This is a genomic window from Desulfovibrio desulfuricans DSM 642 (genome assembly GCF_000420465.1).
Lineage (GTDB): Bacteria > Desulfobacterota > Desulfovibrionia > Desulfovibrionales > Desulfovibrionaceae > Desulfovibrio > Desulfovibrio desulfuricans.
On the sequence record NZ_ATUZ01000014.1, the window covers coordinates 16,862 to 42,441 of the forward strand.

24 protein-coding genes and 1 pseudogene are annotated in these 25,580 nt (G+C 58.7%); 17 read left to right on the plus strand and 8 right to left on the minus strand.

Features of this window, described 5'->3' with window-relative positions; all coding sequences use genetic code 11:
• Positions 1-53: 53 nt before the first annotated feature.
• The 7 genes from G449_RS0108260 (at position 54) to G449_RS0108290 (ending at position 7,851) form a co-directional block, all read left to right on the plus strand.
• Entirely contained in the window at positions 54-635 is a 582-nt protein-coding gene (locus tag G449_RS0108260) for a 4Fe-4S dicluster domain-containing protein (protein ID WP_022658838.1), read from the plus strand.
• Positions 632-1,564: a CoB--CoM heterodisulfide reductase iron-sulfur subunit B family protein gene (locus tag G449_RS0108265; protein ID WP_022658839.1), complete on the plus strand. Its 933-nt coding sequence runs from the start codon at positions 632-634 to the stop codon at positions 1,562-1,564. The genes G449_RS0108260 and G449_RS0108265 overlap by 4 nt, the downstream gene beginning before the upstream one ends.
• The gene (locus G449_RS0108270; RefSeq protein WP_022658840.1) at positions 1,564-3,525 is read left to right on the plus strand and encodes a CoB--CoM heterodisulfide reductase iron-sulfur subunit A family protein; all 1,962 of its coding nucleotides are present in this window, start codon (positions 1,564-1,566) and stop codon (positions 3,523-3,525) included. The genes G449_RS0108265 and G449_RS0108270 overlap by 1 nt, the downstream gene beginning before the upstream one ends.
• A complete protein-coding gene (locus G449_RS0108275; RefSeq protein WP_022658841.1) occupies positions 3,513-4,961 on the plus strand; it encodes a hydrogenase iron-sulfur subunit in 1,449 nt (482 codons plus the stop codon). The genes G449_RS0108270 and G449_RS0108275 overlap by 13 nt, the downstream gene beginning before the upstream one ends.
• Positions 4,958-6,043: a 4Fe-4S dicluster domain-containing protein gene (locus G449_RS0108280; protein WP_022658842.1), complete on the plus strand. Its 1,086-nt coding sequence runs from the start codon at positions 4,958-4,960 to the stop codon at positions 6,041-6,043. Before G449_RS0108275 ends, G449_RS0108280 begins: the two co-directional genes overlap by 4 nt.
• Before the next feature lie 179 nt (positions 6,044-6,222).
• Positions 6,223-7,083, plus strand: a complete 861-nt coding sequence (locus G449_RS0108285) for an FAD/NAD(P)-binding protein (protein WP_051135423.1) — start codon at positions 6,223-6,225, stop codon at positions 7,081-7,083.
• A gap of 228 nt (positions 7,084-7,311) precedes the next feature.
• Positions 7,312-7,851 (plus strand): hypothetical protein, encoded by a 540-nt coding sequence (locus tag G449_RS0108290; protein WP_022658844.1) that lies wholly within the window; start codon positions 7,312-7,314, stop codon positions 7,849-7,851.
• Between the two features lie 133 nt (positions 7,852-7,984).
• Here G449_RS0108290 and G449_RS0108295 read toward each other — a convergent pair whose 3' ends face one another.
• Both G449_RS0108295 and ilvD read right to left on the minus strand, forming a co-directional pair.
• Positions 7,985-8,920, minus strand: a complete 936-nt coding sequence (locus G449_RS0108295; protein ID WP_022658845.1) for an AEC family transporter — start codon at positions 8,918-8,920, stop codon at positions 7,985-7,987.
• Positions 8,921-9,034: 114 nt separating this feature from the next.
• Positions 9,035-10,720 (minus strand): dihydroxy-acid dehydratase, encoded by a 1,686-nt coding sequence (gene ilvD / locus G449_RS0108300; protein WP_022658846.1) that lies wholly within the window; start codon positions 10,718-10,720, stop codon positions 9,035-9,037.
• A 220-nt stretch (positions 10,721-10,940) separates the two neighbouring features.
• On the opposite strand from ilvD, the gene G449_RS0108305 reads away from it, so the two are divergent.
• Complete coding sequence (locus G449_RS0108305) at positions 10,941-12,488, plus strand: lipopolysaccharide biosynthesis protein (protein ID WP_022658847.1); 1,548 nt, start codon at positions 10,941-10,943, stop codon at positions 12,486-12,488.
• On the opposite strand, the gene G449_RS18450 is transcribed toward G449_RS0108305, so the two are convergent.
• Positions 12,477-12,692, minus strand: a complete 216-nt coding sequence (locus G449_RS18450) for a hypothetical protein (protein WP_159060456.1) — start codon at positions 12,690-12,692, stop codon at positions 12,477-12,479. The genes G449_RS0108305 and G449_RS18450 overlap by 12 nt on opposite strands.
• A gap of 322 nt (positions 12,693-13,014) precedes the next feature.
• Here G449_RS18450 and G449_RS0108310 point away from each other — a divergent pair, with 322 nt between their 5' ends.
• Positions 13,015-13,779 (plus strand): hypothetical protein, encoded by a 765-nt coding sequence (locus G449_RS0108310; RefSeq protein WP_022658848.1) that lies wholly within the window; start codon positions 13,015-13,017, stop codon positions 13,777-13,779.
• A 293-nt stretch (positions 13,780-14,072) separates the two neighbouring features.
• Here G449_RS0108310 and proB read toward each other — a convergent pair whose 3' ends face one another.
• The 4 genes from proB to rplU form a co-directional block, all read right to left on the minus strand.
• Complete coding sequence (proB, locus tag G449_RS0108315; protein WP_022658849.1) at positions 14,073-15,317, minus strand: glutamate 5-kinase; 1,245 nt, start codon at positions 15,315-15,317, stop codon at positions 14,073-14,075.
• A gap of 17 nt (positions 15,318-15,334) precedes the next feature.
• Complete coding sequence (gene obgE / locus G449_RS0108320) at positions 15,335-16,435, minus strand: GTPase ObgE (RefSeq protein WP_022658850.1); 1,101 nt, start codon at positions 16,433-16,435, stop codon at positions 15,335-15,337.
• Between the two features lie 256 nt (positions 16,436-16,691).
• Complete coding sequence (rpmA, locus tag G449_RS0108325; RefSeq protein ID WP_022658851.1) at positions 16,692-16,961, minus strand: 50S ribosomal protein L27; 270 nt, start codon at positions 16,959-16,961, stop codon at positions 16,692-16,694.
• Positions 16,962-17,093: 132 nt separating this feature from the next.
• Positions 17,094-17,402, minus strand: a complete 309-nt coding sequence (gene rplU / locus G449_RS0108330) for a 50S ribosomal protein L21 (RefSeq protein ID WP_027180826.1) — start codon at positions 17,400-17,402, stop codon at positions 17,094-17,096.
• Positions 17,403-17,639: 237 nt separating this feature from the next.
• Between rplU and G449_RS17790 the strand changes: the two genes are divergently transcribed.
• The 8 genes and pseudogenes from G449_RS17790 to G449_RS18780 all read left to right on the plus strand — a co-directional run.
• Entirely contained in the window at positions 17,640-19,274 is a 1,635-nt protein-coding gene (locus G449_RS17790; RefSeq protein WP_022658853.1) for a class I SAM-dependent RNA methyltransferase, read from the plus strand.
• Between the two features lie 167 nt (positions 19,275-19,441).
• Positions 19,442-19,834: an AtpZ/AtpI family protein gene (locus tag G449_RS0108340; protein WP_022658854.1), complete on the plus strand. Its 393-nt coding sequence runs from the start codon at positions 19,442-19,444 to the stop codon at positions 19,832-19,834.
• The gene (locus G449_RS0108345; RefSeq protein WP_034605423.1) at positions 19,818-20,240 is read left to right on the plus strand and encodes a hypothetical protein; all 423 of its coding nucleotides are present in this window, start codon (positions 19,818-19,820) and stop codon (positions 20,238-20,240) included. The genes G449_RS0108340 and G449_RS0108345 overlap by 17 nt, the downstream gene beginning before the upstream one ends.
• Positions 20,241-20,386: 146 nt before the next feature.
• Positions 20,387-21,091: a F0F1 ATP synthase subunit A gene (gene atpB, locus G449_RS0108350; protein WP_022658855.1), complete on the plus strand. Its 705-nt coding sequence runs from the start codon at positions 20,387-20,389 to the stop codon at positions 21,089-21,091.
• A gap of 126 nt (positions 21,092-21,217) precedes the next feature.
• Positions 21,218-21,541 (plus strand): ATP synthase F0 subunit C, encoded by a 324-nt coding sequence (gene atpE, locus G449_RS0108355; protein WP_022658856.1) that lies wholly within the window; start codon positions 21,218-21,220, stop codon positions 21,539-21,541.
• A 675-nt stretch (positions 21,542-22,216) separates the two neighbouring features.
• Positions 22,217-22,858, plus strand: coding sequence for a redox-sensing transcriptional repressor Rex (locus G449_RS0108360; RefSeq protein WP_022658857.1), 642 nt, complete (start codon positions 22,217-22,219; stop codon positions 22,856-22,858).
• Between the two features lie 6 nt (positions 22,859-22,864).
• Positions 22,865-23,665 carry an adenosylcobinamide-GDP ribazoletransferase gene (locus G449_RS0108365; protein ID WP_022658858.1) on the plus strand — a complete coding sequence of 267 codons (801 nt, stop codon included), beginning with the start codon at positions 22,865-22,867 and terminating at the stop codon, positions 23,663-23,665.
• Between the two features lie 136 nt (positions 23,666-23,801).
• Positions 23,802-24,113, plus strand: a pseudogene (locus tag G449_RS18780) (nitroreductase family protein); the annotation flags it as partial.
• A gap of 273 nt (positions 24,114-24,386) precedes the next feature.
• Here the strand turns inward: G449_RS18780 and G449_RS0108375 are convergent.
• On the minus strand, positions 24,387-25,580 hold the full coding sequence (locus G449_RS0108375; protein WP_027180828.1) for a glycosyltransferase family 2 protein: 1,194 nt from the start codon (positions 25,578-25,580) through the stop codon (positions 24,387-24,389).

Below are 25,580 nucleotides of genomic sequence, written 5' to 3' on the forward strand. Positions count from 1 at the left end.
GTAGATAGTCTTGTCACAGCGGCACCCCATCAGCTTCTAACCAGAGAGTTCCCATGAACGAAGCCATTAACCTGAACCGCCTGCGCGACCCCGCCTTTACGGAGGAAGTGGATGCGCACAGCGGGCAAAAAGTGTCCACCTGCTATCAGTGCGGCAATTGTACTGCCGGCTGTCCCGCAGGGTTCGTTTACGACATGCAGGTCAACCAGATCATGCGGGCGGTACAGTTGGGCTTGAAGGACGCGGTACTTGATTCGCGTTCCATCTGGATGTGCCTGTCCTGTTCTACCTGTAGCCAGCGGTGTCCCAACAACATTGACGTGGCCGGAGTCATGGAGACCCTGCGCCACATGGCCCGCAAGGAAGGCCGCGTGGCCGTTCCCAAGGTGGAAAAGTTCTGGTTTTCCTTCCTGGATACGGTGCGCACCTTTGGCCGCACCCACGAAATCGGCACCATGGCACTCTACATGATGCGCTCGCTACGCGTGTTTACCGACGTAGACCTCGCGCCCGAAGCCCTCAAAAAGGGCAAGCTGGGACTCAAGCCCCACATTCTGCCGGGCGGGGCAGGGCCGGTTACCCGTATCTTTACGCGCTACAAGGAACGCGCCAAGCGCGAGGGGGTGCGCCCATGAATTTTGCCTACTACCCCGGCTGCTCCGCCAGGGGGTCTTCAAAAGATTACGAAATGTCCACCCAGGCTGTGTGCAAAGCCCTGGACATGAGACTTGTGGATATTCCAGACTGGAACTGCTGCGGCTCCACCCCGGCCCATGCCGTGGATACGGAACTTTCCGCCGCCCTGTGTGTGCGCAATCTTGATATTGCCGCCCAGCAAAAAGCCGAAGTTCTGCTGACGCCTTGCCCCAGCTGCCTTTCCAACCTGCGCATGGCTGCCAAGCGCATGGAAAATCCCGCCTTCCGCAGCCGGGTTGACGAACTGCTGGACGGCCCCTCCGCCAAGCAGTTTCCGCCTGTCACCTCCGTCATGCAGGGCATTGCCGCGCAGATGGAAATGGACGCCATCGCCGCCCGCGTGCGCCAGAGCCTCAAGGGACTCAAGCTCGTGGCCTACTACGGCTGTCTTATGAGCCGCCCGGCGGAAGTCATGAACTTTGGCGACCCCGAAAATCCCACGCTCATGGAAGAAATGATGTCTGCCTGCGGCGCGGAGATGCTTGATTTTCCGCTCAAGACAGCCTGTTGCGGCGCATCGTTCGGCATTCCCGAACGCCCCATGACAGCCAAAAATTCGGGCCGCATCCTCGAGCTGGCAACCCGCCTCGGCGCGGACGCCATCGTAGTGGCCTGTCCTCTCTGCCAGATGAACCTTGACCTGCGCCAGGATCAGGCCAGCGCGGCCATGGACACCAAGTTCCGCATGCCGGTGCTCTACTTCACCCAGATGATGGGCATTGCCTTTGATCTGCCGGAAGAAGAACTGGGCCTGAACAAGCTGTGCGTGAGCCCCAACGGACTTATCCGCAAACTGGGCGAGCTGCGCCGCGAGGAAGCGGCCAAACCCACAGAGCAGAAGGCCAAGGCCGCTGAAGGAGGCAGGTAATGAGAATAGGCGTCTTTATCTGCCACTGCGGCAGCAACATCGCCGGAACTGTCGACTGCGCCCAGGTGGCGGCCATTGCCCGCACCTATCCGGACGTGGTCTATGCCGACGACCCCATGTACACCTGCGCCGAACCGGGGCAGGCGGCCATTGAGGCCGCCATCCACGAGCACAAGCTTGACGGCGTGGTTGTTGCCTCCTGCTCGCCGCGCATGCACGAACCCACCTTCCGCCGCACGGTGGAACGCGCGGGGCTGAACCGCTACATGCTTGAAATGGCCAACATCCGCGAGCATGTTTCGTGGATAGGCAAAGACATGGAAGCCAACACCAACAAGGCTGCCGAACTGGTGCAGCTTGCGGTGGAAAAGCTGCGCAACAACAAGCCCCTGCTGGCCAAGAGCTTTGACGTCAACAAGCGCGTGCTTGTGATCGGCGGCGGCGTGGCTGGCATTCAGGCCGCGCTTGACTGCGCCGACGGCGGCATTCAGGTGGTGCTGGTGGAACGCGATGCGACCATCGGCGGCAAGATGGCAAAGCTGGACAAAACCTTCCCCACCGTTGACTGCTCGGCCTGTATTCTCGGCCCCAAAATGGTGGACGTGGCTCAGCACTCCAACATCACGCTCTATGCCTATTCCGAAGTGGAAGACGTTTCGGGTTATGTGGGCAACTTTACGGTCAAAATCCGCAAGCGCACCACCTATGTGGACTGGAGCCTGTGCACAGGCTGCGGCGCATGCACAGAGAAATGCCCGGCCAAGAAAACGCCCGATACCTTCAATGAACTTACGGGCAACACCACGGCAATCACCATTGCCTTTCCGCAGGCCATCCCCAAGAAGGCCGTCATCAATCCGCAATTCTGCCGCCAGCTTCTCAAGGGCAAGTGCGGCGTGTGCGCCAAGGTGTGCCCCACAGGGGCCATCAAGTACGACATGGAAGATGAAGTCATCACCGAAGAAGTGGGCAGCATTGTTGCCGCCACCGGTTATGACCTCATGGACTGGACCGTGTACAAGGAATACGGCGGCGGCGCTTACCCCGACGTTATCACTTCCTTGCAATACGAGCGCCTGCTCTCCGCATCCGGCCCCACGGGCGGGCACGTGAAGCGCCCCTCTGACGGCAGGGAACCCAAGAATATCGTCTTTGTGCAGTGCGTCGGCTCGCGCGACAAATCCGTGGGCCGTCCCTACTGCTCGGGCTTCTGCTGCATGTACACGGCCAAGCAGGCCATTCTGACCAAGGATCACATTCCCGATTCCAAGTCCTTTGTCTTCTACATGGACATCCGCGCGCCAGGGAAAATGTACGACGAGTTTACCCGCCGCGCCATGGAAGAATACGGTACGGAATACATCCGTGGCCGCGTGTCGCAGATTTATCCCGATGGCAACGGCCAGATGACGGTCATGGGCGTGGATACCCTGCTGGGCCAGCCCGTGGAAATCAAGGCCGATCTGGTGGTGCTTGCCGTGGGCGTCGAGGCCAGCAAGGGCTCGCCCCAGCTGGCGGAAAAGCTGCGTATCTCCTACGACAGCTACGGCTTCTTCATGGAAAGCCACGTCAAGCTCAAGCCTGTGGAAACCAATACCGCTGGTGTGTATCTGGCGGGCGTATGCCAGGGGGTCAAGGACATTCCCGCCTCCGTGGCCCAGGGTTCCGCCGCTGCGGCCAAGGTGCTGGCGCTCTTCTCCAAGGACAAGCTTGAAAGCGACCCGCAGATCGCCCAGGTGGACATCCGCCGCTGCGTCAACTGCGGCAAGTGCATCCGCTGCTGCCCCTTCGGAGCCATCAAGGAAGTGGAGATCCGGGGCGAGGGCAAGGCTCAGGTCATCGAGACCGTGTGCCAGGGCTGCGGCCTGTGTACGTCCACCTGTCCGCAGGGGGCCATCCAGCTTTCACACGCTACTGACAACCAGATCCTTGCGGAGGTAAACGCCTTATGCCAGTGCTAAACGGCAAAGAACTGAGAATTGTAGGTTTTCTCTGCAACTGGTGTTCGTATGGCGGCGCGGATACTGCCGGTGTGGCCCGTGCCACCCAGCCCACAGACCTGCGCGTCATCCGTGTTCCCTGCTCGGGCCGTATTGACCCGCTGTTCATCGTCAAGGCGCTGCTCAACGGCGCGGACGGCGTGCTGGTTTCCGGCTGCCACCCGCGCGACTGCCACTACGCCGCGGGCAACTTCTACGCCCGCCGCCGCCTTGAGGTGCTCAAGCAGTTCCTGCCCGTGCTGGGCATTGACGAACGCCGCTTTGAATACACATGGGTTTCGGCCTCCGAAGGCCAGCGCTGGCAGCAGGTGGTCACGGTCTTTACCGATCGCATCCACAAGCTCGGCCCCGCGCCCAAGCTGGAAGATCCCGAACCGCTGCTCAAAATCGCCGACATGGCGCTGACCTCCCTGCGCTCCCTTGGCACAGGGCAGAACGCCGCCCTTGCCGACCTGAAAGAAGCCATCAAGGCCAAGCTGCCCGAGCTGGACTGCGTGCTCGGCTGGCAGCAGGGCTATGACGCCGCGCACACCGTGCCCCTGTTCATGAAGACCCCCGAGGACGTGGACAAGCTGGTGTGGGGGCCCTTTAACGTCAACAATCCCGCCGTGTATCTGCCCTCGTTCAAGGGCAAGAAGGTGGGCATTGTGGTCAAGGGCTGCGATTCCCGCTCCGTGGTTGAATTGCTTCAGGAAAACCTGATCCGCCGCGAAGATGTGACCATCTTTGCCCTGCCCTGCGAAGGCACGCTGGACATGGCCCGCGTCAATCAGGATCTGGGCCGCTACACCAAGATCGACGGCGTGACCTATGACGAGGCTGGTGTGACCATCACCGCCGACGGCAAGGATCACCGCTTCTGCATGACGGACTACGCACAGGGCAAGTGCTACGGCTGCACCACGCCTTCGGCAGTGCTGGCCGACACCCTGCTTGGCCAGCCCGTCAAGGTTGACGGCGCGGCGGGCACCCCGCCGGAACTGGCCCTGCTCGATTCCATGACTCTGGACGAACGGCTCGCCTTCTGGCGCGGCCAGATGGATCGCTGCCTGCGCTGCTACGCCTGCCGCAATGCCTGCCCCATGTGCGTGTGCCGCGACTACTGCGTATCCGACAGCCGCGACCCGCACTGGATGACGCAGGAAGACAGCGCCAAGGAAAAACTCTTCTTCCAGACCATCCACGCCATGCATCTGGCTGGCCGCTGCACAGGCTGCGGCGAATGCCAGCGCGCCTGCCCCGTGGGTATTCCCATCCTGGCCCTGCGGCAGCAGATTGCCCGCGCTGTGGCCCAGCTTTTTGACGGCTACCAGCCCGGCCTCAATCCGGACGAAGTGCCGCCCCTGCTGGGCTATGAAGTGGTTGAAAAGAACATTCATGAGAGGGACTGGAAATGAGCATGATCCGCTTTGTTACCCCTGACGGCTTGCCCGCGTTTCTTGCCTACCTCTCACAGAATGGCCGCCGTGTGCTGGTGCCGGTAGAAAAGCCCGCCAACAAGCGCTCGGTCGTCTTTGAGCCGTGGCAGGAAGGCAAGCCCTTCACCCTGGAAAAGGCCACCGTGCCAGCCAAGGAGGCCGTGCTGCCCCAGTGCGAAACCCTTGTGCGCTACAAAAAAACCAAGGACCCTGAAAACCTCGAACGCGTCACCATGAGCCTGGACGACAAGCCCGAGGCTCAGCCCACCGTGGTTTTTGCCTGCCGCCCCTGCGATGCGCGGGGCTACGTGGTGCTTGACCGCCCCTACCTCAAGGGCCCTTACGCCGATCCTTACTACAAGGCACGACGCGAGCAGCTCACGGTGGTTACGCTCACCTGCGGCAGCGGCTGCAACACCTGCTTCTGCCACTGGGTTGGCGGCGGCCCAACCTCCCCCGAAGGCTCGGACGTGCTCATGACCGAGATCGAGGGCGGCTATGTGCTGCAAGCCATCACGCCCAAGGGCGAGGAACTGCTGGCTGCGTCTTCCCTCGCGGAAGGGGCCGAGCTTTTCCCCAAGGCGGAAGCCGCCCGCAAGGAAGCCTGGGCCAGCCTTGTACCTGCCCCCAATATCAAGAACGCGCCCGAAAAGGTGGCTGCCCGCTTTAACGACACGCAGTTCTGGCAGGATCAGACCGACCGCTGCCTCTCCTGCGGGGCCTGCACCTACTTTTGCCCCACCTGCTACTGCTTCACCATCACCGACGAAGGCGAAGGACTGAGCGAAAAAGGTGGCCGCCGTCTGCGCAGCTGGGACAACTGCATGTCCTCGCTGTTCACCCGCGAGGCCAGCGGCCATAACCCGCGCATGCTCAAGGCATTCCGCATGCGCAACCGCGTTTCGCACAAGTACTCCACCTATCCTGAAAACTGGGGTTCGTTCTCGTGCAGCGGCTGTGGCCGTTGCATCAGCAATTGCCCCGTCTGTCTGGACATCCGCTCCATCGTGCTGGCCGCCATCGAAGACGGCAACGATGACAAGAAGTCCACGGACAAGTAGGAGCAGACATGGCAACCAAGAAAACTACCGGCAAAGCCACTACCCCCAAGACTGAGCCCCAAAATACCGCCGCGCCTGAAAAGGCCGCTGCAAAGGCAGAACCCGCTGTGGATACCAAGCCAACTGCCGCCGCCAAGCCAGCCGCCAAGCCGGGCCTCAAGCCCGCGCCCGACGGCGGCATGCTGCGCGAAATCACGGCCCGTCCCATGATGCAGGGCAACCCCTACCTGCCCATGCCCGCCACCGTGGCCGAAGTCATACAGGAAACCGGCAACATCAAGACCCTGCGCGTGGTGCTGGACGATGATGCGGCCATGAAATCCTTTACCTACGAACCCGGCCAGGTGGGTCAGCTCTCCGTATTCGGCGCTGGCGAATCCACCTTTGTCATCAACTCGCCGCCGTCGCAGAAGAACTACCTCCAGTTCTCCGTCATGCAGGCGGGCGAAGTGACTTCGGCCATCCACAGGCTCTCGCCCGGCGACAAGGTGGGCGTGCGCGCCCCTCTGGGCAATTACTTTCCCTACGCCGACTGGAAGGGCAAGGACATCTTCTTTGTGGGCGGCGGCATCGGCATGGCCCCCATCCGCACCATCATGCTGCACGTGCTGGAACACCGCGCCGACTTCGGCAAGGTCAGCCTGCTCTATGGCGCGCGTTCCCCGCGCGACATGGCCTTCAGCTATGAAACAGAAGACTGGCTGCGCCGCGATGATCTGGACTGCACCCTGTGCATCGATGCCCCCTTTGACGGTTGGCCGCACAAGGTGGGCCTGATCCCCAACGTGCTGCTGGAACTGAACCCTGATCCCAAAAACTGCGTGGCCGTGCTCTGCGGCCCGCCCATCATGATCAAGTTCACGGTGCAGGCCCTGCAGAAACTCAACTTTGCGCCTGAAAACATCGTGACCACGCTTGAAAAACGCATGAAGTGCGGCGTTGGCATCTGCGGACGCTGCAACATCGGCGGCCGCTACGTATGCGTGGACGGCCCCGTGTTCACCTGGCAGGAATTGCAGGATCTGCCGCCGGAACTGTAAAATTCCACGGCATTCAGCATACGTCTGTTTGCGGGGGGTTCCCTTGTGATTGTCCTTGGGCAGCCATAATGGAGCCTCCCCTTTTTGTGCCCCCGGGGAGTTCTGCCTGCACAATCACACAGGCCACGGAGCCAAGCTGCCTTTGTCGCTGCACATCCATTCGGCGGCAGTTGACAGGACGGGCGCAGTGGGTCAAGGAAGTACAACGCTTTCTACAAGGGAGTATTCATGAAAAAAACGCTGATTCTCTGTTGCCTGATGCTTGGACTGCCCGTGGCTGTTCAGGCCGGTAACGACAAGATTGATCCTTCCACGTATATCTGCGCCGAACTCGTGACCCAGCCCATGACCGAGGGGGGCCAGCCGCCCATATTTGAAGGCCTGCAAATTGACGGCTATGTGAGCGCCAAGATGGGCAACCCCATTGCAGACCCGGAGACCCTCGCCCCCATGCTGGGCCAGGTTTACGGCGCCTGCCAGGTTGACCCCACCAAAAAGGTCGCCACCGTTTGGCAGGAAGCCCGCAAGACCTTTCCTGTCGATACAGAGAGCACATGGCGCGCAGACAAGACCCTGTGCAAGGATTACACCGCCAACCCTGATGACGGCAGCGGCTTTGTAATCTGGCTTGACGGCTACAACCGGGGCAAGAGCGGCAAACCTGCCTCCGTGCTTGTCAACGATGACGCGCTCAAGGCCTACCTTGACGCTTGCAGCAAAAAGCCCGATTCCCTCATGCTGGACGTATTGGCTGAAAGCGCCAAGTAGCCCAACCACTCCACAAAAATTTGAAGGCCGCAGATTGCAAAATCTGCGGCCTTTGCATTTGAGAAAAGGCAAAAAGAGGCATGCTGATTGAAATGCTACCTCCGCATGAAGGCGGCGCAATGCCTGGACTGCTCTAAAAAATAACCATGTAAAGCGGAATGGTGATCATGGAGAGCAACGTTGTCAGGCTGACGGCCTGCGCCCCAAATTCAGGGTCTGTGTGGTAGTGGGCGCTCAAAATAGCCGCCTGGGCCATCACAGGCAGGGATGCCTGGATGATGAAAACCTTGCCCATAAGCGCAGGCACCGGAAAGAAATACAGCAGGCCAGTCATCACCAGCGGGCCAAGCATCATGCGCCCCATCGCCAGCAGAACCATATCCTTGCCGATCCTGATACTGCGCAATCCCATGTCGTAGATGGAAATACCAATAAAAATCATGGCCAGCGGCGTAGTGAGATTGCCCAGCGAGCGGGCGACGTTCTGCAAAAATTCGGGCAGTTCAACGCCCAGCATTGTCAGAATCAAGCCCGTAATAAAGCCCATGAAAGGCGGGGAAAACACTTGCCTGACCCTGGTGCGCAGGGGGATTTTCCCTCTGTTTTCAGTAATATCACATGTGATTGAATAGACCCCAACAGTCCAGAAAAAAACCGTGCTGGCAGCATAGTACAGCAGCACATAGGGGATGGAACTTTCGCCAAACAGAGCCAGATTAACGGGAATACCAATAAAAATTGTGTTTGAATTGGCCACGCTGGCACAGAACAGGCCAAAATGCTGCCTTTTGACGCGGGCCAGCTTGGCAAGCGCAATGGCCAACGCAAAGGTGAGGGTCACAGAGCCCAACGGCAGCAGCGCCCCCTTTGCCAGCATGATCAGATCGTCCCGATGGAACGAGTGCATGATGGTGTACATGAGAAAGGGCGGCAGGGCGATCTGGGTGATCAGACGCGGCAGAACAATACGGGTTTCCGCGCCAAACCAGTTGCGCGCCGCCAGCATGAAACCCACAAAGCCCAACAGCATCAGCCCGAATACACCGCCCAGCGCATGCAAAAACGCCATGTCTCTTTATCCTTTCAAATAACCATTTCGCAATATTGGCCCAGGGGCCAGAAACCCCCACGTGCCAAAAACAAATCCGGCACGTGGGGGCTTTGAATCATTTCGGCCAGTTGCTTAGATATCCTTGTAACGCCCGCCATTGGCAGCCGAGCTGACCAGATAGGCATAACGCCGCAGCACAGGGTAAGGGCAATCCTTTTTGGGCACCACAAGGGCGGCGCGCCGCTTGGCAAGCTCGGCCTCGTCCACAAGCAGATCCAGCTTGCGGTTGGGAATGTCGATATGGATGGTATCCCCTTCGTGCACCAGAGCGATAACACCACCGTCCGCCGCTTCGGGCGAAATGTGCCCGATGGCCGCGCCATTGGTGCCGCCGGAGAAACGGCCGTCCGTCAGCAGGGCAACATCCTTGCCAAGGCCCATGCCTGTGATAGCCGCCGTGGGCGAGAGCATTTCGCGCATGCCCGGGCCGCCGCGCGGGCCTTCGTAACGGATCACAACGCCGTCCCCGGCCTTGATCTTGCCGTCAAGAATGGCCTTCATGGCGTCTTCTTCCGACTCGAAAACGCGGGCCGTAACATCGCGGCGCATCATTTCGGGGGCAACGGCAGACTGCTTGACCACAGCGCCCTCGGGGGCAAGGCTGCCGCGCAGAATGGCAATGCCGCCCTGCTTGGAATAGGGATTTTCAACACTGCGGATCACTTCAGGGTTCATGACGCGGGCGTTCATGTCCTTGAGGTTTTCGCCCACGGTCTTGCCCGTGGCGGTCATGCAGTCCTTGTTGATGAGGCCCAGCTTGTCCAGCTCGGTCATGACGGCAGGGATGCCGCCCGCGTTGTCCAGATCAACCATGTAATGCTTGCCCGCCGGGGAAAGCTTGCACAGATTGGGGCTCTTTTTGCTGACTTCGTCAAAAATTTCCAGGCCAAGCTTCAATCCGGCCTCGCCGAACACGGCGGGCAGGTGAAGCACGGTGTTGGTGGAGCAGCCAAGGGCCATATCCACGGCCACGGCGTTAGCAACAGACTTGGGCGTTACGATGTCCAGCGGGCGGATGTTCTTGCGCAGCAGATCCATAACCCGCATGCCCGCCGTTTTGGCAAGGCGGATGCGCGCGCCGCTCACAGCGGGGATGGTGCCGTTGCCGGGCAGGGCCACGCCGATGGTTTCAGACAGGCAGTTCATGGAGTTGGCCGTGAACATGCCCGCGCAGGCGCCGCAGCCGGGACAGGCGCGTTCGGCCATGTATTCCAGCTCTTCTTCGGTCATGGCGCCGCTGCGCACCTTGCCCACGGCCTCAAACACGGTGATAAGATCGCCGCGCTTGCCGGGGCCGATGTCGCCGGGCAGCATGGGGCCGCCGGAAACCAGCACCGAAGGGATGTTCAGGCGCATCATGGCCATGAGCATACCGGGGACGCACTTGTCGCAGTTGGGAATAAACACCAGGGCGTCAAAGGCGTGACCGCGCGCCATGATTTCAATGGAATCCGCGATGAATTCACGCGAAGGCAGGGAAAAACGCATGCCTTCATGGTTCATGGCCAGGCCGTCGCACACGGCAATAGCCGGGAACTGCAGCGGCGTACCGCCCGACATACGTACACCGGCCTTGACCGCATCGGCCAGGCTGTTCAGGTGCATATGCCCAGGAACGACCTCGCTGGCTGCGTTCACAATGCCTACCAGGGGGCGTTCCATTTCTTCTCTGGTGAGGCCCAGAGCGTAGAGCAGGGAGCGGTGGGGGGCTTTTTCCAGCCCGGACTTCATTTTTTTGCTGCGTGCTTCATCATCCATGACGGTATCCTTATGGTATGAACAACAAACATTCCTCTTGCGCCCGCAATCGGAATGAGAATCGTACGGTAATTTTTTACGCCCGTAAACACGGCATGGCCCCTCCTGCCGCCCTGCCGGGGGCCGCACCGTATGTGGGGAATCCCTGGCTGAGCAGGTATTTTTTCCGCACAGGCCTCAGCCCCTTGAGCGCGCCGCCGAAGTGAGCTAATTTCCCGGCATGCAAAGCTCTACCCCAACTTTGGCCCGCCGCTACATATTCAAGCTCGTGGCCAATATCGCCTCCGTCCCGGTCTACCTTGTCATGGAGGCCATTCTGCCCCGCGCACTCGGGCCGCAGATGTACGGCAATTACAGCTTTGCCACCAACCTCTTCCAGCAGCTTTCCGGCTTTCTGGATATGGGAACCTCCACCTGCTTTTACAATTCCCTTTCGCGCCGTCAGGCAGAGACCGGCCTCATCGGCTTTTACATGCGCGTTACAGTGGCGGTATTCGCCATTATTTTGCTGGCCGCAGGCCTGCTGCAAATTCCTGCGGCTGGCGAACTGCTCATGCCCGATGTGCCCCTGTGGCTTGCGCCGCTGGCAGCCCTGTGGGCTTTTCTGACATGGTGGGGCCGCGTGCTGCGCTCCATGAACGATGCCGTGGGCGCAACTGTTTCTTCCGAAATGGTGCGCACCGTTGTTTCCCTGTTCACGGTGGGTTTGCTGGGACTCATGTTCTGGGCCGACGGGCTGAACATTCACACGCTCTTTGCCCAGCAATACCTCATGCTGGGGGCAACTGCCCTTGGCTACTGGCTGGTTACGCGCACCTACTGGCGGCAGGCGGGCATTCCCCTGCACTTTCGTCTCACCCCTGAGCAGACGCGCGCCTATGGGCGGGAGTTTTTCAATTACAGCCACCCGCTGTTTGTGCAGGCCCTGCTCTCCTTTTTGCTCCTCACAGCCGAGCGCTGGCTGCTGCAATGGTTTGACGGCAGCGTGGAACAGGGTTTTTTTGCCCTTTCCCAAAAAGTCAGCATGGCCTGCTTTCTTTTTGTTTCAGCCATGACGCCTCTGGTCATGCGCGAACTTTCCATCGCCTGGGGCAATAACGATCGTGAGGCCATGGGTCGCCTGCTCACGCGTTTTGCCCCGCTGCTGTACGTGGTGGCTGCCTATTTTTCGTGCTTTACGCTGGCTGAGGGTTCCGCCCTGGTGAACTTTTTCGGCGGCGCGCAGTTTGCCGCTGCGACCCTGCCTGTGCAGATCATGGCGCTCTATCCCCTGCATCAGGCCTATGGGCAGCTTGCCGGATCGGTTTTTCACGCCACGGGCCGCACCAAGGTGCTGCGCAACATGGCGGCGCTGGAATGCATTTACGGTTTCAGCACAGCGTGGTTTCTGCTTGCGCCGCCGGAATATTTCGGCCTTGGCCTCGGTGCCGTGGGGTTGGCGATCAAAACCGTGTGCGTACAGGTCATCACCGTCAACGTGTATCTTTGGCTGGCCTCGCGCTTTATTCCGCTCAAGTTCTGGCGCAACGTGGCCCACCAGATCTGGAGCCTCGCCGTTTTGCTGCTGCTGGCCTTTGGCTGCCGCCAGCTTACGCTCTATCTTGGCATTGGCGATGTGGATTCCTTGCCGCGCTTTCTTGTTTCCGGCGTCATCTACACCGCTGCCATCGGTCTGCTCTGCCTGGGCATGCCCGCTGTGATGGGCTTTTCGCGTCAGGAATTGCGCGAAGTATTTATCCGGTTCAGCAAATCCAGGTCACACGGCTAACACCCCGCCCCACAAAATAGAAAGGCCGGACTGTATCTGCCCCCCGTCAAGTGGCAGGTCAAAAAAGCCAGGACGAATAATCAAGCGGCCAGCTTTTTCCAAAATTCTATTGGAAAGAGCTGGCCGAGCCTTTTTTAAAATCTCTCCGTAGTATAAAAACGTATGTGTTCTTCTACCAGAGCGACGGTTTTCTGCTGACTGCACAACCTCTTCCCTGTGAACGCTTCGGTGAGTTTTTTGGAGGCAGGTGGCTATGGTAGCAATTTGTATGGTTTAATCTTTGCCGCCCGGTAGGGCCTGCTTCATGCAGGGTTTAAAGTCCTACCCATTGGCAGGGGTTGCGATGGGGCGTTTCTTGCGTGAGGTAATTGCTCTATAAATAAAGTAATACAGGAGGACGCGGTAACTAGCCTTCATAATTCGTGGCTTCCGCATGCAAGAAGCGGCAGGATTCAGATAAACTTTTTGAAAAAAATGTCGTTAAGAAGAAGAGGAGCACATAACTCTGCGCAAGCGAGGTGTCGGAATGGACTTTTTTGATGATATTTTGACAGCCACATATTTAAAGAAGGCCAGCTTGAGCCTTCTGCTGGATGGTTTGCCGCAGTCAGTGCCCCAAAGTTACACATCCGGCAAAGAAATGCTGGCTGCCGCCTTGACCGGGCGAATCCGGACTGATGCATCCATGCTGCGGCAAGGGGCGAAAAACGCCACGGAAGGGGCAAATATAGCCACGTTGATTGCAACGTCCACATCGACGGTGCGCGACAACCTGAACCAGATGTTAACCCTTGCCCAAGAGGTAAAGGCTGACCCGACCAAGGGCAGCGTCAACGGCGCCGCATTTACAACCCTTGCCGGGGAGCTATCCTCAATTGTTTCTGGAACAAAATACAATAATATTTCTTTGTTAGACAAAAATGGCTGGACGAATGACAGTCGCCTCACCGTCAGCGGCGATGGAAAATCCTCGACCTTTAAACTACAGATGGGATACGGTAGTTCAACCTTTACGCTGAACGATTTGTCGTATCTGAATTACTTGAAGAGTGTAGATTTAAGCAGCGGCTCACTTGATATAGATGCGCTTATCAGTGATCTTTCAACACAAATAAATACAGTTGATGTGATCTATAGTCGGAATGATTCGCTATCCGGGTCTTACACCAGCGAGGCGAGTGTCATGGTGGAACAGGCAGACATTCTTGATAAGGCCGCGCAGGATGCGATGCCGAGTGAGGAAGATCCGCTTTTACGGGATATTGGCAGTATTATTTCCACAACATCCTGAGTACTGTTGTTGCGCAAATCTTCTCGGGGTATGCATCGGTTTATATTCCGTCAATGCTCCCATTCGCCAAACTTCCGGAGATTTTTTTACATTTCTCCCCGCGCAGCAACCAAGGGCACTTCGTGCAATTGTTGCTGGCCCCTTACTGAAAGGCTTAACAAGTGGCTTTTGTACTTGTTCCCCTGTGGCGCTTTTTTACGTTGTCTACCTGGGGGGGGTATAGCAATGCAGCCTAGGTGGCCGGTATATCGCTGTCTACCCTGATGAGGGCAGTCAAATCCGGCCCTTTGTGTTTACACTGCCGCATCAAGCAGCAGATTGTCCCTGTGGATTACCTCAGGGTAGTGCGCATCACCCAGGATAGCTGCGACTTCGTGCCTTTTCAGGCCCATAATTTTTTTCAGGTCTGAGGTGCTGTAATTGGAGAGGCCCACGCCGAGGCTTTGCCCTTCGTGCAGCACACGTACCAGCCCGCCCTGCTGAAAACTGCCCTCAACGCGGAACACACCGCCGGGCAGGAGGCTGCCGCCCTTGTGCAGCAGGGCCTTGGCCGCGCCAGCGTCCACATGCACACTGCCCGCCGGATCAGACTGATAAGCCAGCCAGAATTTGCGGCGCGGTATGGCATGCCGCGCAGGGCAAACCCATGTGCCGCCTGTAAATGGCTCGTGCCCCAGTGGAGCCGGGCAAATACCGCTGGCGGCAAAGGCCCGCGTGATGATCTCCGGCTCACGCCCCGGCAAAATCAGCGTTGGCACGCCAATCTGCGCGGCGCGACGGGCCGCCAGAAGCTTGGAATACATACCGCCCGTGCCTACGGAAGTCTTACCGCCGCAAAGCTGGCCCAGATCGAGGGCCGCCACATCCTCAATGTGATCCATGATGGGAGCGTTGGGTTCTTTTTGCGGATCGGCAGCCAGCACGCCCGAGGCGGAAGTGAGATTGATGAAAAGATCAGCCCCGGTCAGATTGACCAGAAGGCTTGCAAGGCAGTCGTTATCGCCGAACTTCAGTTCGCTGATGGACACTGTGTCATTTTCGTTGACAATGGGCAGTACCCCCCATTCCAACAGTTCGGCAAAGGTATTGCGAGCATTAAGGAAGCGCTGACGCGCGCGCAGGTCATCCCGGGTCAGCAGAACCTGGGCAGTGGGCATGCGGTGGGCAAAAAAGACCTTGTCCCAGCTCTGCATGAGCTGCCCCTGCCCCACTGCTGCCGCAGCCTGACGTGCCGCAAGGCCCGTGGTTTCAACCACATGCCCGCGCGTGGCAAGCGCGGCCCGCCCAGCGGCTACAGCGCCGGAAGAAACAAGCACCAGACGGCGCGGCTCCGCGCCCCCCGCGTTGCTGGATGCGGCATCGCCCGCAGGCAGCAGATTGCGCAGCCGCGCCAACTGCCCGGCCAGATTCTCCAGCACGGGCATGCTCAGGCCCTGGGCATCGGTCAGCACGGCGCTGCCTACCTTGACGACCACCACCCGCGCCTGGGCAAGAACCCGTGCGCGTTCCTGCCGCCAGTCTTCCGTCGGCGCTGTCATATATGCTCCACAGACCGCTACTCGCGGGTATAGATCACTTCAATTTCGGGGAAGTCCTCTTCCTCATCGCCGTCAGTATCAGCAAAATGCAGGATAGGCGCGTGGCTGGCGGTTTCATCACGCATACGCCACAACTCTTCCACCAGAGGCTCAAGGTCGATGTTGTCCCGCGCGGAAATAAAGAAGATATTCCGGCCATCGGCTTTGGCCCTGCTTTTCAGCTCTTCCAGGCGCTCGGGGGTGATGAGGTCGATCTTGTTGACCACCTCGATCTGCTGACGCTCTCCCAGTTCTTCGTCAAAGCGGCACAGTTCCTCATTGATGAGGTTAAAGCCCGCCCAGGGGTCATCCTCGCCCACGTCTTCCACGCTGAGAATGTGCACGAGAAAGCGTGTGCGCTCCACATGCTTGAGGAAGCGCAGTCCAAGCCCCTGACCTTCGTGCGCGCCCTCAATGAGGCCGGGAATGTCGGCAATGACCATGCGCCTGTCGGGATCCACTTCGTCAATCATCACGCCGAGATTGGGCGTGAGCGTGGTGAAGGGATAGGCCGCGATCTTGGGGCGCGCCGCCGACACCTGCGAAATAAAGGTGGATTTGCCCGCATTGGGCAAGCCCAAAAGACCGGCATCGGCCAGAATCTTCAGTTCAAGGCGCAGATTTTTTTCTTCACCCGGCTCGCCGGGCTGGCAAAATCGCGGTGCGCGCATGGTGGAAGACTTGAAATGTTCGTTGCCCTTGCCGCCGCGGCCGCCGCAGGCAACAATTACTTCCGTTTCAGGATCGCTGAGGTCTGCCAGCAGTTCTTCACCATCCGGCCCTTCAACAAAAACAAGCGTACCCACCGGCAGGTGCAGCACCATGTCTTCGCCTTTTTTGCCATCGCACTGGCTGCCTTCGCCGGGACGACCATTGCGGGCCTCGTAAAGGCGCTTGAGCCGAAAATCGTACAATGACAGCAAACGGCCATCGGCTTTCAGCACCACTGAGCCGCCGTCACCGCCATTGCCACCGTCCGGGCCGCCGCGCGGCACAAACTTTTCGCGCCGAAAAGACAAACAACCATGCCCGCCCTTGCCGGCGCGCACCTGAATTCGAGCTTCATCTACAAATCGCATGGGATATCCTTGCGGTCAGTCCGCGCGGCTGCGCCTGCAATGCTGGCGCTCGCCGTAATGTATAAGGGGGCTGCCGTTCCGAAAAAAACCGCGCAAAGTATGCAGCAATGCAGTTCAGCGCCACATGGCAAACACCTGCTTGCCCACGCTGCCTGCTTTTCGGTCTGTGGCCTTCGCCACACATACCCCAGCACAAACACCGAGAGGGAAGAAGCCTCGCGGCCCCTTCCCTCATCGGCAAATTCCACGCGGCCGCTTAGTCGGCGGCCGCCTCCACATGCACTCGCGTGTGGACGCGACGCTTGCGGAGATACTTCTCAAAGCGCACAACGCCGGCCACTTTGGCGAACAGGGTAAAGTCCCTGCCCATGCCCACGTTCACACCGGGGTAAACGGTAGTGCCGAGCTGACGCACCAGAATATTGCCAGCCAGAACCTTCTGACCGCCAAAACGCTTTACGCCGCGGCGTTGGCCTTCACTGTCGCGACCGTTGCGCGAAGAGCCGCCTGCTTTCTTATGTGCCATGGTAGCCTCCCTGGGGCGCCGACCCTGTGGACCGGCGGGGCAAAGTAAATATCTTTCAACGCGCCCTGCACGAATGCAGAGCTATTGGCAGACCATGCCCGCGGCCTGCCGAACCTCGGCTAAAGCCGGGTTCTAGGCGTTGATGCTCTTAACGCGAATGGTGGTGTAATCCTGGCGGTGACCGCGCATCTTGCGCGAGTCATTACGACGCCAGCGCTTGAACACCTTGATCTTGGGGCCGCGCCCGTGATCCACCACTTCCGCCATAACGGCGGCCCCGGCAAGATAGGGAGCGCCGACTTTGCATTCAGCACCGCCGACCATCAGCACCTTGTCCAAGGAAATTTCGCTTCCGGCCTGAACCGCAAGCTTTTCCACAACTACTTTAGAACCTTCTTCGACGCGGTACTGTTTTCCGCCGGTCTCGATAATCGCGTACATATCAACCTCCAAAAAGAGAAAGGCATATTTGCCCCACAGGCCGACAAATGTCAAGCGCGTTTTGCATAATTTTTTGCAAAACTCACTACAACAGTCCGCGACTTGCGCGAGTGGCGAGAATACACAACTTCATGTCAGGGAGCAACGCCTTTCTGCACCCCGGCACACGCATCCCCTCCCTTTGCCGCTTGCGGCCGCACTTGCACAGCCGCAAGCCTGCTGCTATCTGTGGGGCGCATGAACACAGCACCCACACAGCTCACGCTCGATATCACCGCCCTTTCGCACGATGGGCGCGGCATTGCACGCCTGGCGCCGGAGGGCATCCATACCGGCAAGGGCACTGTCGTATTTGTGGCAAATGCCTTGCCGGGGCAACGGGTGAACGCGCGCGTTTTGCGGCGCAAGCCTTCCTTTATAGATGCGGAAGCCGCAACCTTGATCAAAAACGCGCCTGATGCTGTCGATCCCATATGCCTCCACCATGCCGAGTGCGGCGGCTGCCCCCTGCAAACCATGCCCTATGCGCAGCAACTTTATTGGAAGCGCACTCTGGCAGTGGACGCCCTGACCCGCATTGGCAAATTTGACCGCGCTCAGGTTGAATCAATGCTGCCGCCTGTCACCGGGTCGCCCGCGCTGACGCGGTTTCGCAATAAAATGGAATTTGCCTTCGGGCACGACACTGAAGTCGGAACAGGTCTGAAACTTGGCCTACGCCGCCGCAATGGCCGCGATGTGGTGGCCGTGCCGCACTGCGCCCTCATGCCGCCCGAAGCGCTACAGATAGTCAGCATGGTTGGCAACATGGCGGCGCAAAGCGGCTTTGCCGCCTACGCAGCGCCCGATACACGACAAAGCCAGCCCATTCGCCCCACGCACGGCCAGCAAAAGCAGAGCCGCCGTGGCGGCTTTGCCCGGCGCGCTCCGCGAAATCACGCCATCCCGGTTCACGATGTCGCGGCCAATGGGTTCTGGCGTTTTTTTGTGCTGCGGCGCGGCCTTGCGGCGGACATGCGCACACCGCGCTGGTGGGCCCTGTGCATCACAAGTCCCGGCGATGCCCCGCAGCGCGCTGCCGTGAGGATGCTCGGCAGGGAGGTTCTGGCGGCATTCCCCCAGTTGGCAGCATTTATCCATGAAGAACGCGCCACCGCCGATGCCTTTGCTTTTGGCGAAAAACGCGTGCAGACCCTGGACGACACTGGCCGGGAAAATCCTGCAGCCGCGCGCTTGTTTCTGCCCCTTGCTGGCATGAACTTTACCCTGGATGCGTCTTCCTTCTTTCAGGTGAACACCGGCGGGGCGCAGGCGCTTGCGCATGCGGCACAGCGCATGCTTTTGCCTGACAGCCCGGCGCAGAGCCCTCAGGACGCCCGCCCCCGCGGTCTGCTTGATCTTTATTGTGGTGTCGGCGCACCGGGCCTGTTGCTGGCGCGCAGCTATTCCGCGCTGCTGGGCCTGGAGCAGGACAGACGGGCCGTGAAGCTCGCCGCCATAAATGCCAAGGACAATGACATCAATTACTGCCAGTACGCGGCAGGGGATGCGGTGCACCACCTTGAGCGCCTTGCGCCTCTGGAACCTGCAAGCCGCTGGCAGGCTGCTGGCTTTGGCGAATCAGCCAGCCCCCCGCAGGCATCAGACGCTCTGGCAGACCCGCCAAGGGCCGGACTTTCACCCCGCGCGCTGGATGCACTCATGCAGATCGCGCCAGACAGAATCCTTTATATATCGTGCAACCCGGCTACGCTGGCACGAGATGCCGCACAGCTCCGCAACAAATATTCCCTGGAGCGGCTTGAAGCGGTTGATCTTTTTCCGCACACGCCGCACCTTGAATGCCTGAGCCTCTGGCACAGGTTCGACTGAGCCGCAGGCAGACATTTTTTGCATATTCACGAGGCTCGATTTTTGGTATCAACAGCCAGTTTTCCGCGTCTATGGCCCATAAGGAATGCAGCGTAATCACAAGTTTCCGCCCAAAGTCATTGACGCGTCGGGTCGCCTGTGATAATTTGAACAGCGTTAAGGGGACCATGACGCTTACAGGTTCCAGCCACGTGCGCGGAGGCCTTATGTCGTTCAAGGATTTTCTTAAGCAGCAGCAAACCGGCATGGAAGCCATGGCCAACACAGGGGTCATTGGCCTGCATCTGGTGAGCGGCCCCGCAGTGGGTTTTGCCATAGGCTACGGCATTGACCACTGGTTTGGCACCAGCCCATGGGGCAAGCTGGTTTTTCTGTTCATCGGCATTGCGGCGGGGTTTTTGAACGTGTATCGCGACACCCAAGCCCTGCTGCGCAAAATGGCGGCGCAGGACGCCCGCCGAAAAGGCCTTGTGCCGGAACAGCAAAGCGAAACGCCCCCAGCGGGGCAAGGCAAAACAAACAGCCGTGCGCAGACTGAAACTGATGATACACAGCCTTGACGCTTGGCTTTGGCGGCGCGGCATAGATCACCCGGCTATCCGCGTTTTGCTGCGTAACGAAATTTTGCTCGCCGCATGCAGCCTTTTGATCGGCGGGCTGGCCTTTACGGCCACACCCTGGTTTTTCTGGTTTGGAGTGGGCCTGACCATCATGGCCTGGACATTTTGGGGATTGGCGCGCTTTTTTCTGCGCAAGGGCCTGGGGGATTACAGCACGGCCTTTTTGCGCATAGTACTGGTGCGCTGGATGGGTCGGCTGGTTATAATCGGTGCGCTCCTTTATGTTTCGCTGATTGTGTATCAGGCACCTGTTTTCGCCATAGTAGGCGGCATGGCCGCAGCCGGAGCTTGCGCTCTGGCAAGTTATGCCCTGGCAGCGCGTGGACCGCGACGCCGGGCAGACTAAACCGGCAAGGCCTGACTGCCAGACCGGGACAAAACAACCGCACCACGGCAAGGCAAATGCCCAAGGCCGCAAATTTTGGGGAATGGCCCGCACGGGTCTAACATTAACGCCGCGCTTTGGCGCGTACTCACCAGGAGGCATGGCTCATGGCAGGTGGTTTGCCGCATCCGGTATTGCTCTCCACATTTATGGGCATGGACGAGATCGCCATCGGTGGAACGATGGTGGAATTCAAACATGTGTTCTACTCCTGGGTCTGTATGGCCATTCTGTTCACCGTAGCGTTGATCATGCGCCGTCGGTTGACCATGGTTCCCGGAGGTTTACAAAACTTTTTCGAAGCCTTGGTGGATACCATCGAGAACTTCATCCTTGCCACCATGGGTGAGCACGGACGCAAGTTCGTGGGCCTCCTGGCTGGCATGTTCATCTACATTTTTGGCATGAACCTCATGGGCCTTGTGCCCGGCTTTGACGCTCCTACGGCCAACCTCAACACCACCGTGTGCATGGCGGTGTTTGTGCTTGTGTTCTACAACGCCGTGGGTCTGATCCGCTGGAAGGCGCACTACATCCACCACTTTACCGGCCCCTCCAAGGTGCTCATTCCGCTCATGTTTCCGCTTGAAGTGGTCTCGCACCTTTCGCGCCCGGTTTCGCTTTCTCTCCGTCTTTTCGGCAACATCCGCGGTGAAGAAATCGTTATGGTGCTGTTCTTCGTAATGGCTCCCATACTCGGTACCCTGCCCATCTACGCCCTCTTCCTTTTGGGCAAGACCATGCAGGCTTTCGTGTTCTTCATGCTGACCATGTTCTACATCAAGGGCGCGCTTGAAGCTCCCGAGCATTAGGCCGATAGCCACGGGCTGCCTGCGGCCCGCCGAATAAACATCGGCGAATTGCGGGACGTTACACACGACACATAGTGGGGAATGGTCGATAACGACCCAACAATACAACAGTGCAAGGAGTGTCTCATGCGTAAGTTTCTGATGATCGCCCTGAACACCGTGGCCCTTCTCGGCATGGCCACCATGGCTTTTGCTGCCAACCAGCTCGACGCCTCGGCTCTGGGCTACACCTGCCTGGCCGCCGCTCTTGGCATCGGCATTGCCGCCTTCGGTTGCGGCATCGGCATGGGTCTTGGTCTGAAGGGCGCCTGCGAAGGCGTTGCCCGCAACCCTGACGTGAGCGGCAAGATCACCGGTACCATGATTCTGGCCTTCGCCTTCATCGAATCGCTGGCCATTTACGCCCTGGTTATCAGCTTCATCCTGCTGTACGCCAACCCCTACGCGTAAGTCCGGATCACATTGATTTGTAAAAAAGGCGGCCCTTGGGCCGCCTTTTTTATTTGCTTCAGGTCATATCTGCTACGCCTGCAGCTATCGATCCGAACCCGATACTGCTTCCAACCAGCAATTTCTTGTTGTCCAAGCTGCCAGCAACAGTAAAAGCCATGAAGATAAAACTTTGCCTCAGTCACAACACCTGCCAAGAAAAGTCAAACATTGTTGAGTACACACTTCCACACGGATAGACTTGATATATAGAGAAAGACAGTTATCTGCTTGCAGCAAATACCTTTCTTTGAGTCAGCATTCAGTAAGCTTCGTAAGAGGCTTAACCTTTGTTAACTTTTATGGTATAGATTTTGTTCTACATAGCTTTTAGAGCCTAACGTATTGAAATAACAGATGGCAAACTTGTGACGCGGTGTTAGCTGCAACTTGCTAAGTGGTGAAATAAATTTTATCAAAAAAGTCAGCAGGAAAAAGCCAAGGCACGGCTCCACCGCCCTTGATCCCAGCTGAATATTGCAGGCATAACACTCTTCTTTTCCTGCTATTTAGCGAAGTTGCCTGCCATGCGCGCCATGTATTCACAAAGCTTGCGCCTGTGTGTATTTCTGCTATAAAATCAAATTCACAAAGTTTGTAACAACAAGACACGCTTGGCATCCCAGAAGGTACAACATGGTCAACCCACCCAAGAGCAAACACATCCCACGCGCGACTATCCAGCGCCTTGCCACATATGTTCAGGTGCTGGAAAATTTCGCACGTGACAGTGTCGAAGTCATTTCATCCAATCCCCTTGCAGAGGCCTGCGGCGTCAACGGCTCGCAGGTGCGCAAAGACCTTGCTTACTTCGGCGAATTCGGCATCCGTGGCGTTGGCTATCATGTCAAATCGCTCATTGCCGCCATCACCTCATCCCTGGGCGTTGACCGCGAATGGCGCATGGCGCTGATTGGCGTTGGCAACCTCGGCAAGGCCATCCTGAACCACGGAGAATTCCGCTCACGCGGATTCAATATTGTGGGCATTTTCGACTGCGACCCCTTTAAAATCGGCGAAATTGTCCACGGCCTTGAAGTGCACTGCACTCGTGATCTCAAGGATATGGTGACCGATCTGAACATCGAGATCGGCATCATCACCACCCCGCCGGAGCGGGCGCAAAGGGCTGCGCAGCACTTGATGGACGCAGGCATTACCTCCATTCTGAACTTTGCCCCCTCGCGCATCAAGGTGCCGGACAGAATCAACGTGGAGTACGTGGACTTTTTCCACCATCTCTACGCGCTGGCGTTCAACCATCCCCAGACACGGTAACCAAACGTGACACTCACTTCTGTGACATCCTGGCCAGGGCGCTTTCATGACGCCCTGGCTTTTTTGACCCGCCTTGTCCCCCCCCGACCCTGCTGCACCGCAGATTCCTTCAGCGCGGCCATGCCTTTTTTTGCCCCGGTGGGTCTGGCGCTTGGCGCACTTTGCACGGCTGCCGCCTTTCTCTGCCTGTGGGTCTTTAACGCCCCAGACTCAGGCTTCGCGGGCCGCTGCCTTGCCGCCGCCCTTGCCGCCTGGGCCTGGATGCTCTGCGAAATATGGGCAACGCGAGGCCTGCACTGGGACGGATTATCAGACCTTGGCGACGCCGTGAGCAGTGGAGCCAGCGGCGAGCGCTTCTGGGCCGTGCTGCGGGATAGCCGCCTGGGTGCATTCGGTGCGCTGCATCTGCTTGTTGCCTTCAGCGGATTATGGCTGGCTCTCACATGGCACCTTTCCAACGGCCAATGGATTGCCCCCCTGCTCGCGCCAGCATGGGGCCGCGCAGCCTGCATCTGGCTGGCGGCATATAGCGTGCCGCATGATGAACGCTCGCTCGGCGGCCTTGCCTGCGCTGGTTCAAGCCCACAACTGGCCCGCTGGCAAGTTGTGCTGGCAACGGGCATGCTTGTGCTGGTTCTGCTTTTGGGCGATTGCCCATTCTGGCGATTGCCCCTGCTGGCCTTTGGAGAATTTCTGCTGATCCACAGCCTGATCGACACTACACGGGAACACGGCGGAGTTTCCGGAGATTTTCTTGGCGCGTGTATCCAGTGGAGCCAGTTGTGGTTCCTGTTGGTAACAGTGTAAGCTGAGTCCGACTGACGCAAACGACCGGGTTTGCCCCGGAATAACCAAGGAGCCAGCTATGGATTTTAAAGCGCTTGCGGAAGCGGCCCGCACCTGCCGCCGCTTTTATGAAGACCAGCCGCTTGGCATGGCCGACATGGAATGGCTTGTGGACTGCGCACGCCTCGCCCCCTCCGCCAAAAACGGGCAGGAACTGCGCTTCATGCTTGTGGGCAACGGCGAAACCTGCCAAAAGCTGTTCGCTCTCACCCGCTGGGCAGGCGCGCTGAAAGACTGGGGCGGCCCGCACCCCGGTGATCGCCCCACAGCTTTTGTGGCCATTCTTATGCCCAAGACCGGCAAGGAACTGACCTGCATGGATGTGGGCATTGCGGCCCAGACCATCCAGCTTGCCTCCACCAGCCGAAACTGGGGTTGCTGCATGATCCAGTCTTTTGACCATCAGGCCGCACCCTCCCTGCTGAACGTACCGGAAGACATGAAAATCGCCCTGGTGCTGGGCCTTGGCGTTGCCAAGGAAAAGCGCGTTGTGGCCCCCATGCCCGAGGGCGGCGCAACTGCCTACTGGCGTGATACTGAAGGCGTCCATTATGTGCCGAAGCGGAGTCTTGAAGACCTGATTATTGCACGATTCTAGTCTATTATAGCCTGAATTGATGAAAGAAATCGCGGCAGAGCTTGTCTCTGCCGCGATTTCTTTCATTTTCGGAGAGTTCCCTGTTCAGCCAGCATGCTCCACAAGCCACTGGCCGAGCAATTGGGCAAGAGCTGTGTCGCCGTTGGCATAAGCCGCACGGCGCGCCTGCTGCACACGGGCCTTTGCCATTGCCGGGTCGCACGTGCCACCCTCAAATACGGCCTGGGGATCAAGCTGCGACAACTGTTTACATACCCTTGGGTCGGGCATGAGCCGCAGACATTCCATAAGCGTGCCCGTTGCGGCAACAAGGTCGCCCGCCTGCTCCTGATGCCGGGCCAGCAAGAGCCAGCCCTCAAGCCAAAGAGGTTCGACACGCAACAAAGCCTTGCAGGCTTCGCTGTTAAAGGGCTTGCCGCAGAACTCCGCGCTGATGCGCTGCTGCTGTTTCTCGGGCAGCACCATCCAGGTATCGAGACTTTCACCAATACACAGATCGTATCCATCCAGTTTTGCCAGCACGTGTTCATCAGGGCGCACGGCTCCGCCTTTGCGCTGCATGAGCAGGGTGCAATTTTCCCTGTCATGGGCAAAGCGGCCCGGCGTCCGGCTTGTATGATGGTAAATGACACTGCGGCTCTCCACCCGCAGTTTCAGCCCCTGCGCACGCAGGGCAAAGCACAGGTCAATGTCCTCAAATCCGTTGCGAAACCCTTCATGAAAGCCGCCGCAGGCTTCAAACTGCGCCTTGCGCAGCATGATGGCCGCGGCGGTGATGGCCTGCAAGGGGTGGGGCTTGCGCGCTGCGGCAAAGCTGCCGGGCAGGTGTTCGTAGAGGTGCCCCACCGCATTGAAGGGATTCACGTAGATGCCGCAGTGCTGCACGGTGCCGTCAGGATACAGCAGCAACGGCCCAGCCGCGCCGATCTTGGGATCGGACATGACCGCACGCAGGGGCGGCAGCCAGTCCGGGGTAAGCGTTGTGTCGTTGTTGAGAAAAAACAGCAGATCGCCGCCAGCCGCCTGAGCCCCGGCATTGCAGCCCCGCGCAAAACCCACATTTTCAGTCATGCGCACGGCCTTGAATGCCGTGCCGAACAGGGCCTCGCCCAAGGGTTCAAGTCCTGAAGCCGTGGCATCTGTGGAGTGGTTGTCCACAACCACCACTTCCATGTTTTCTCCAGCGGAATGCTCGGCCAGCGAACGCAGGCAAGGCTCTGTCATGTCCCAGAGGTTCCAGACAGGAATGACCACAGAAACACGGCTTGCTTCCGACAT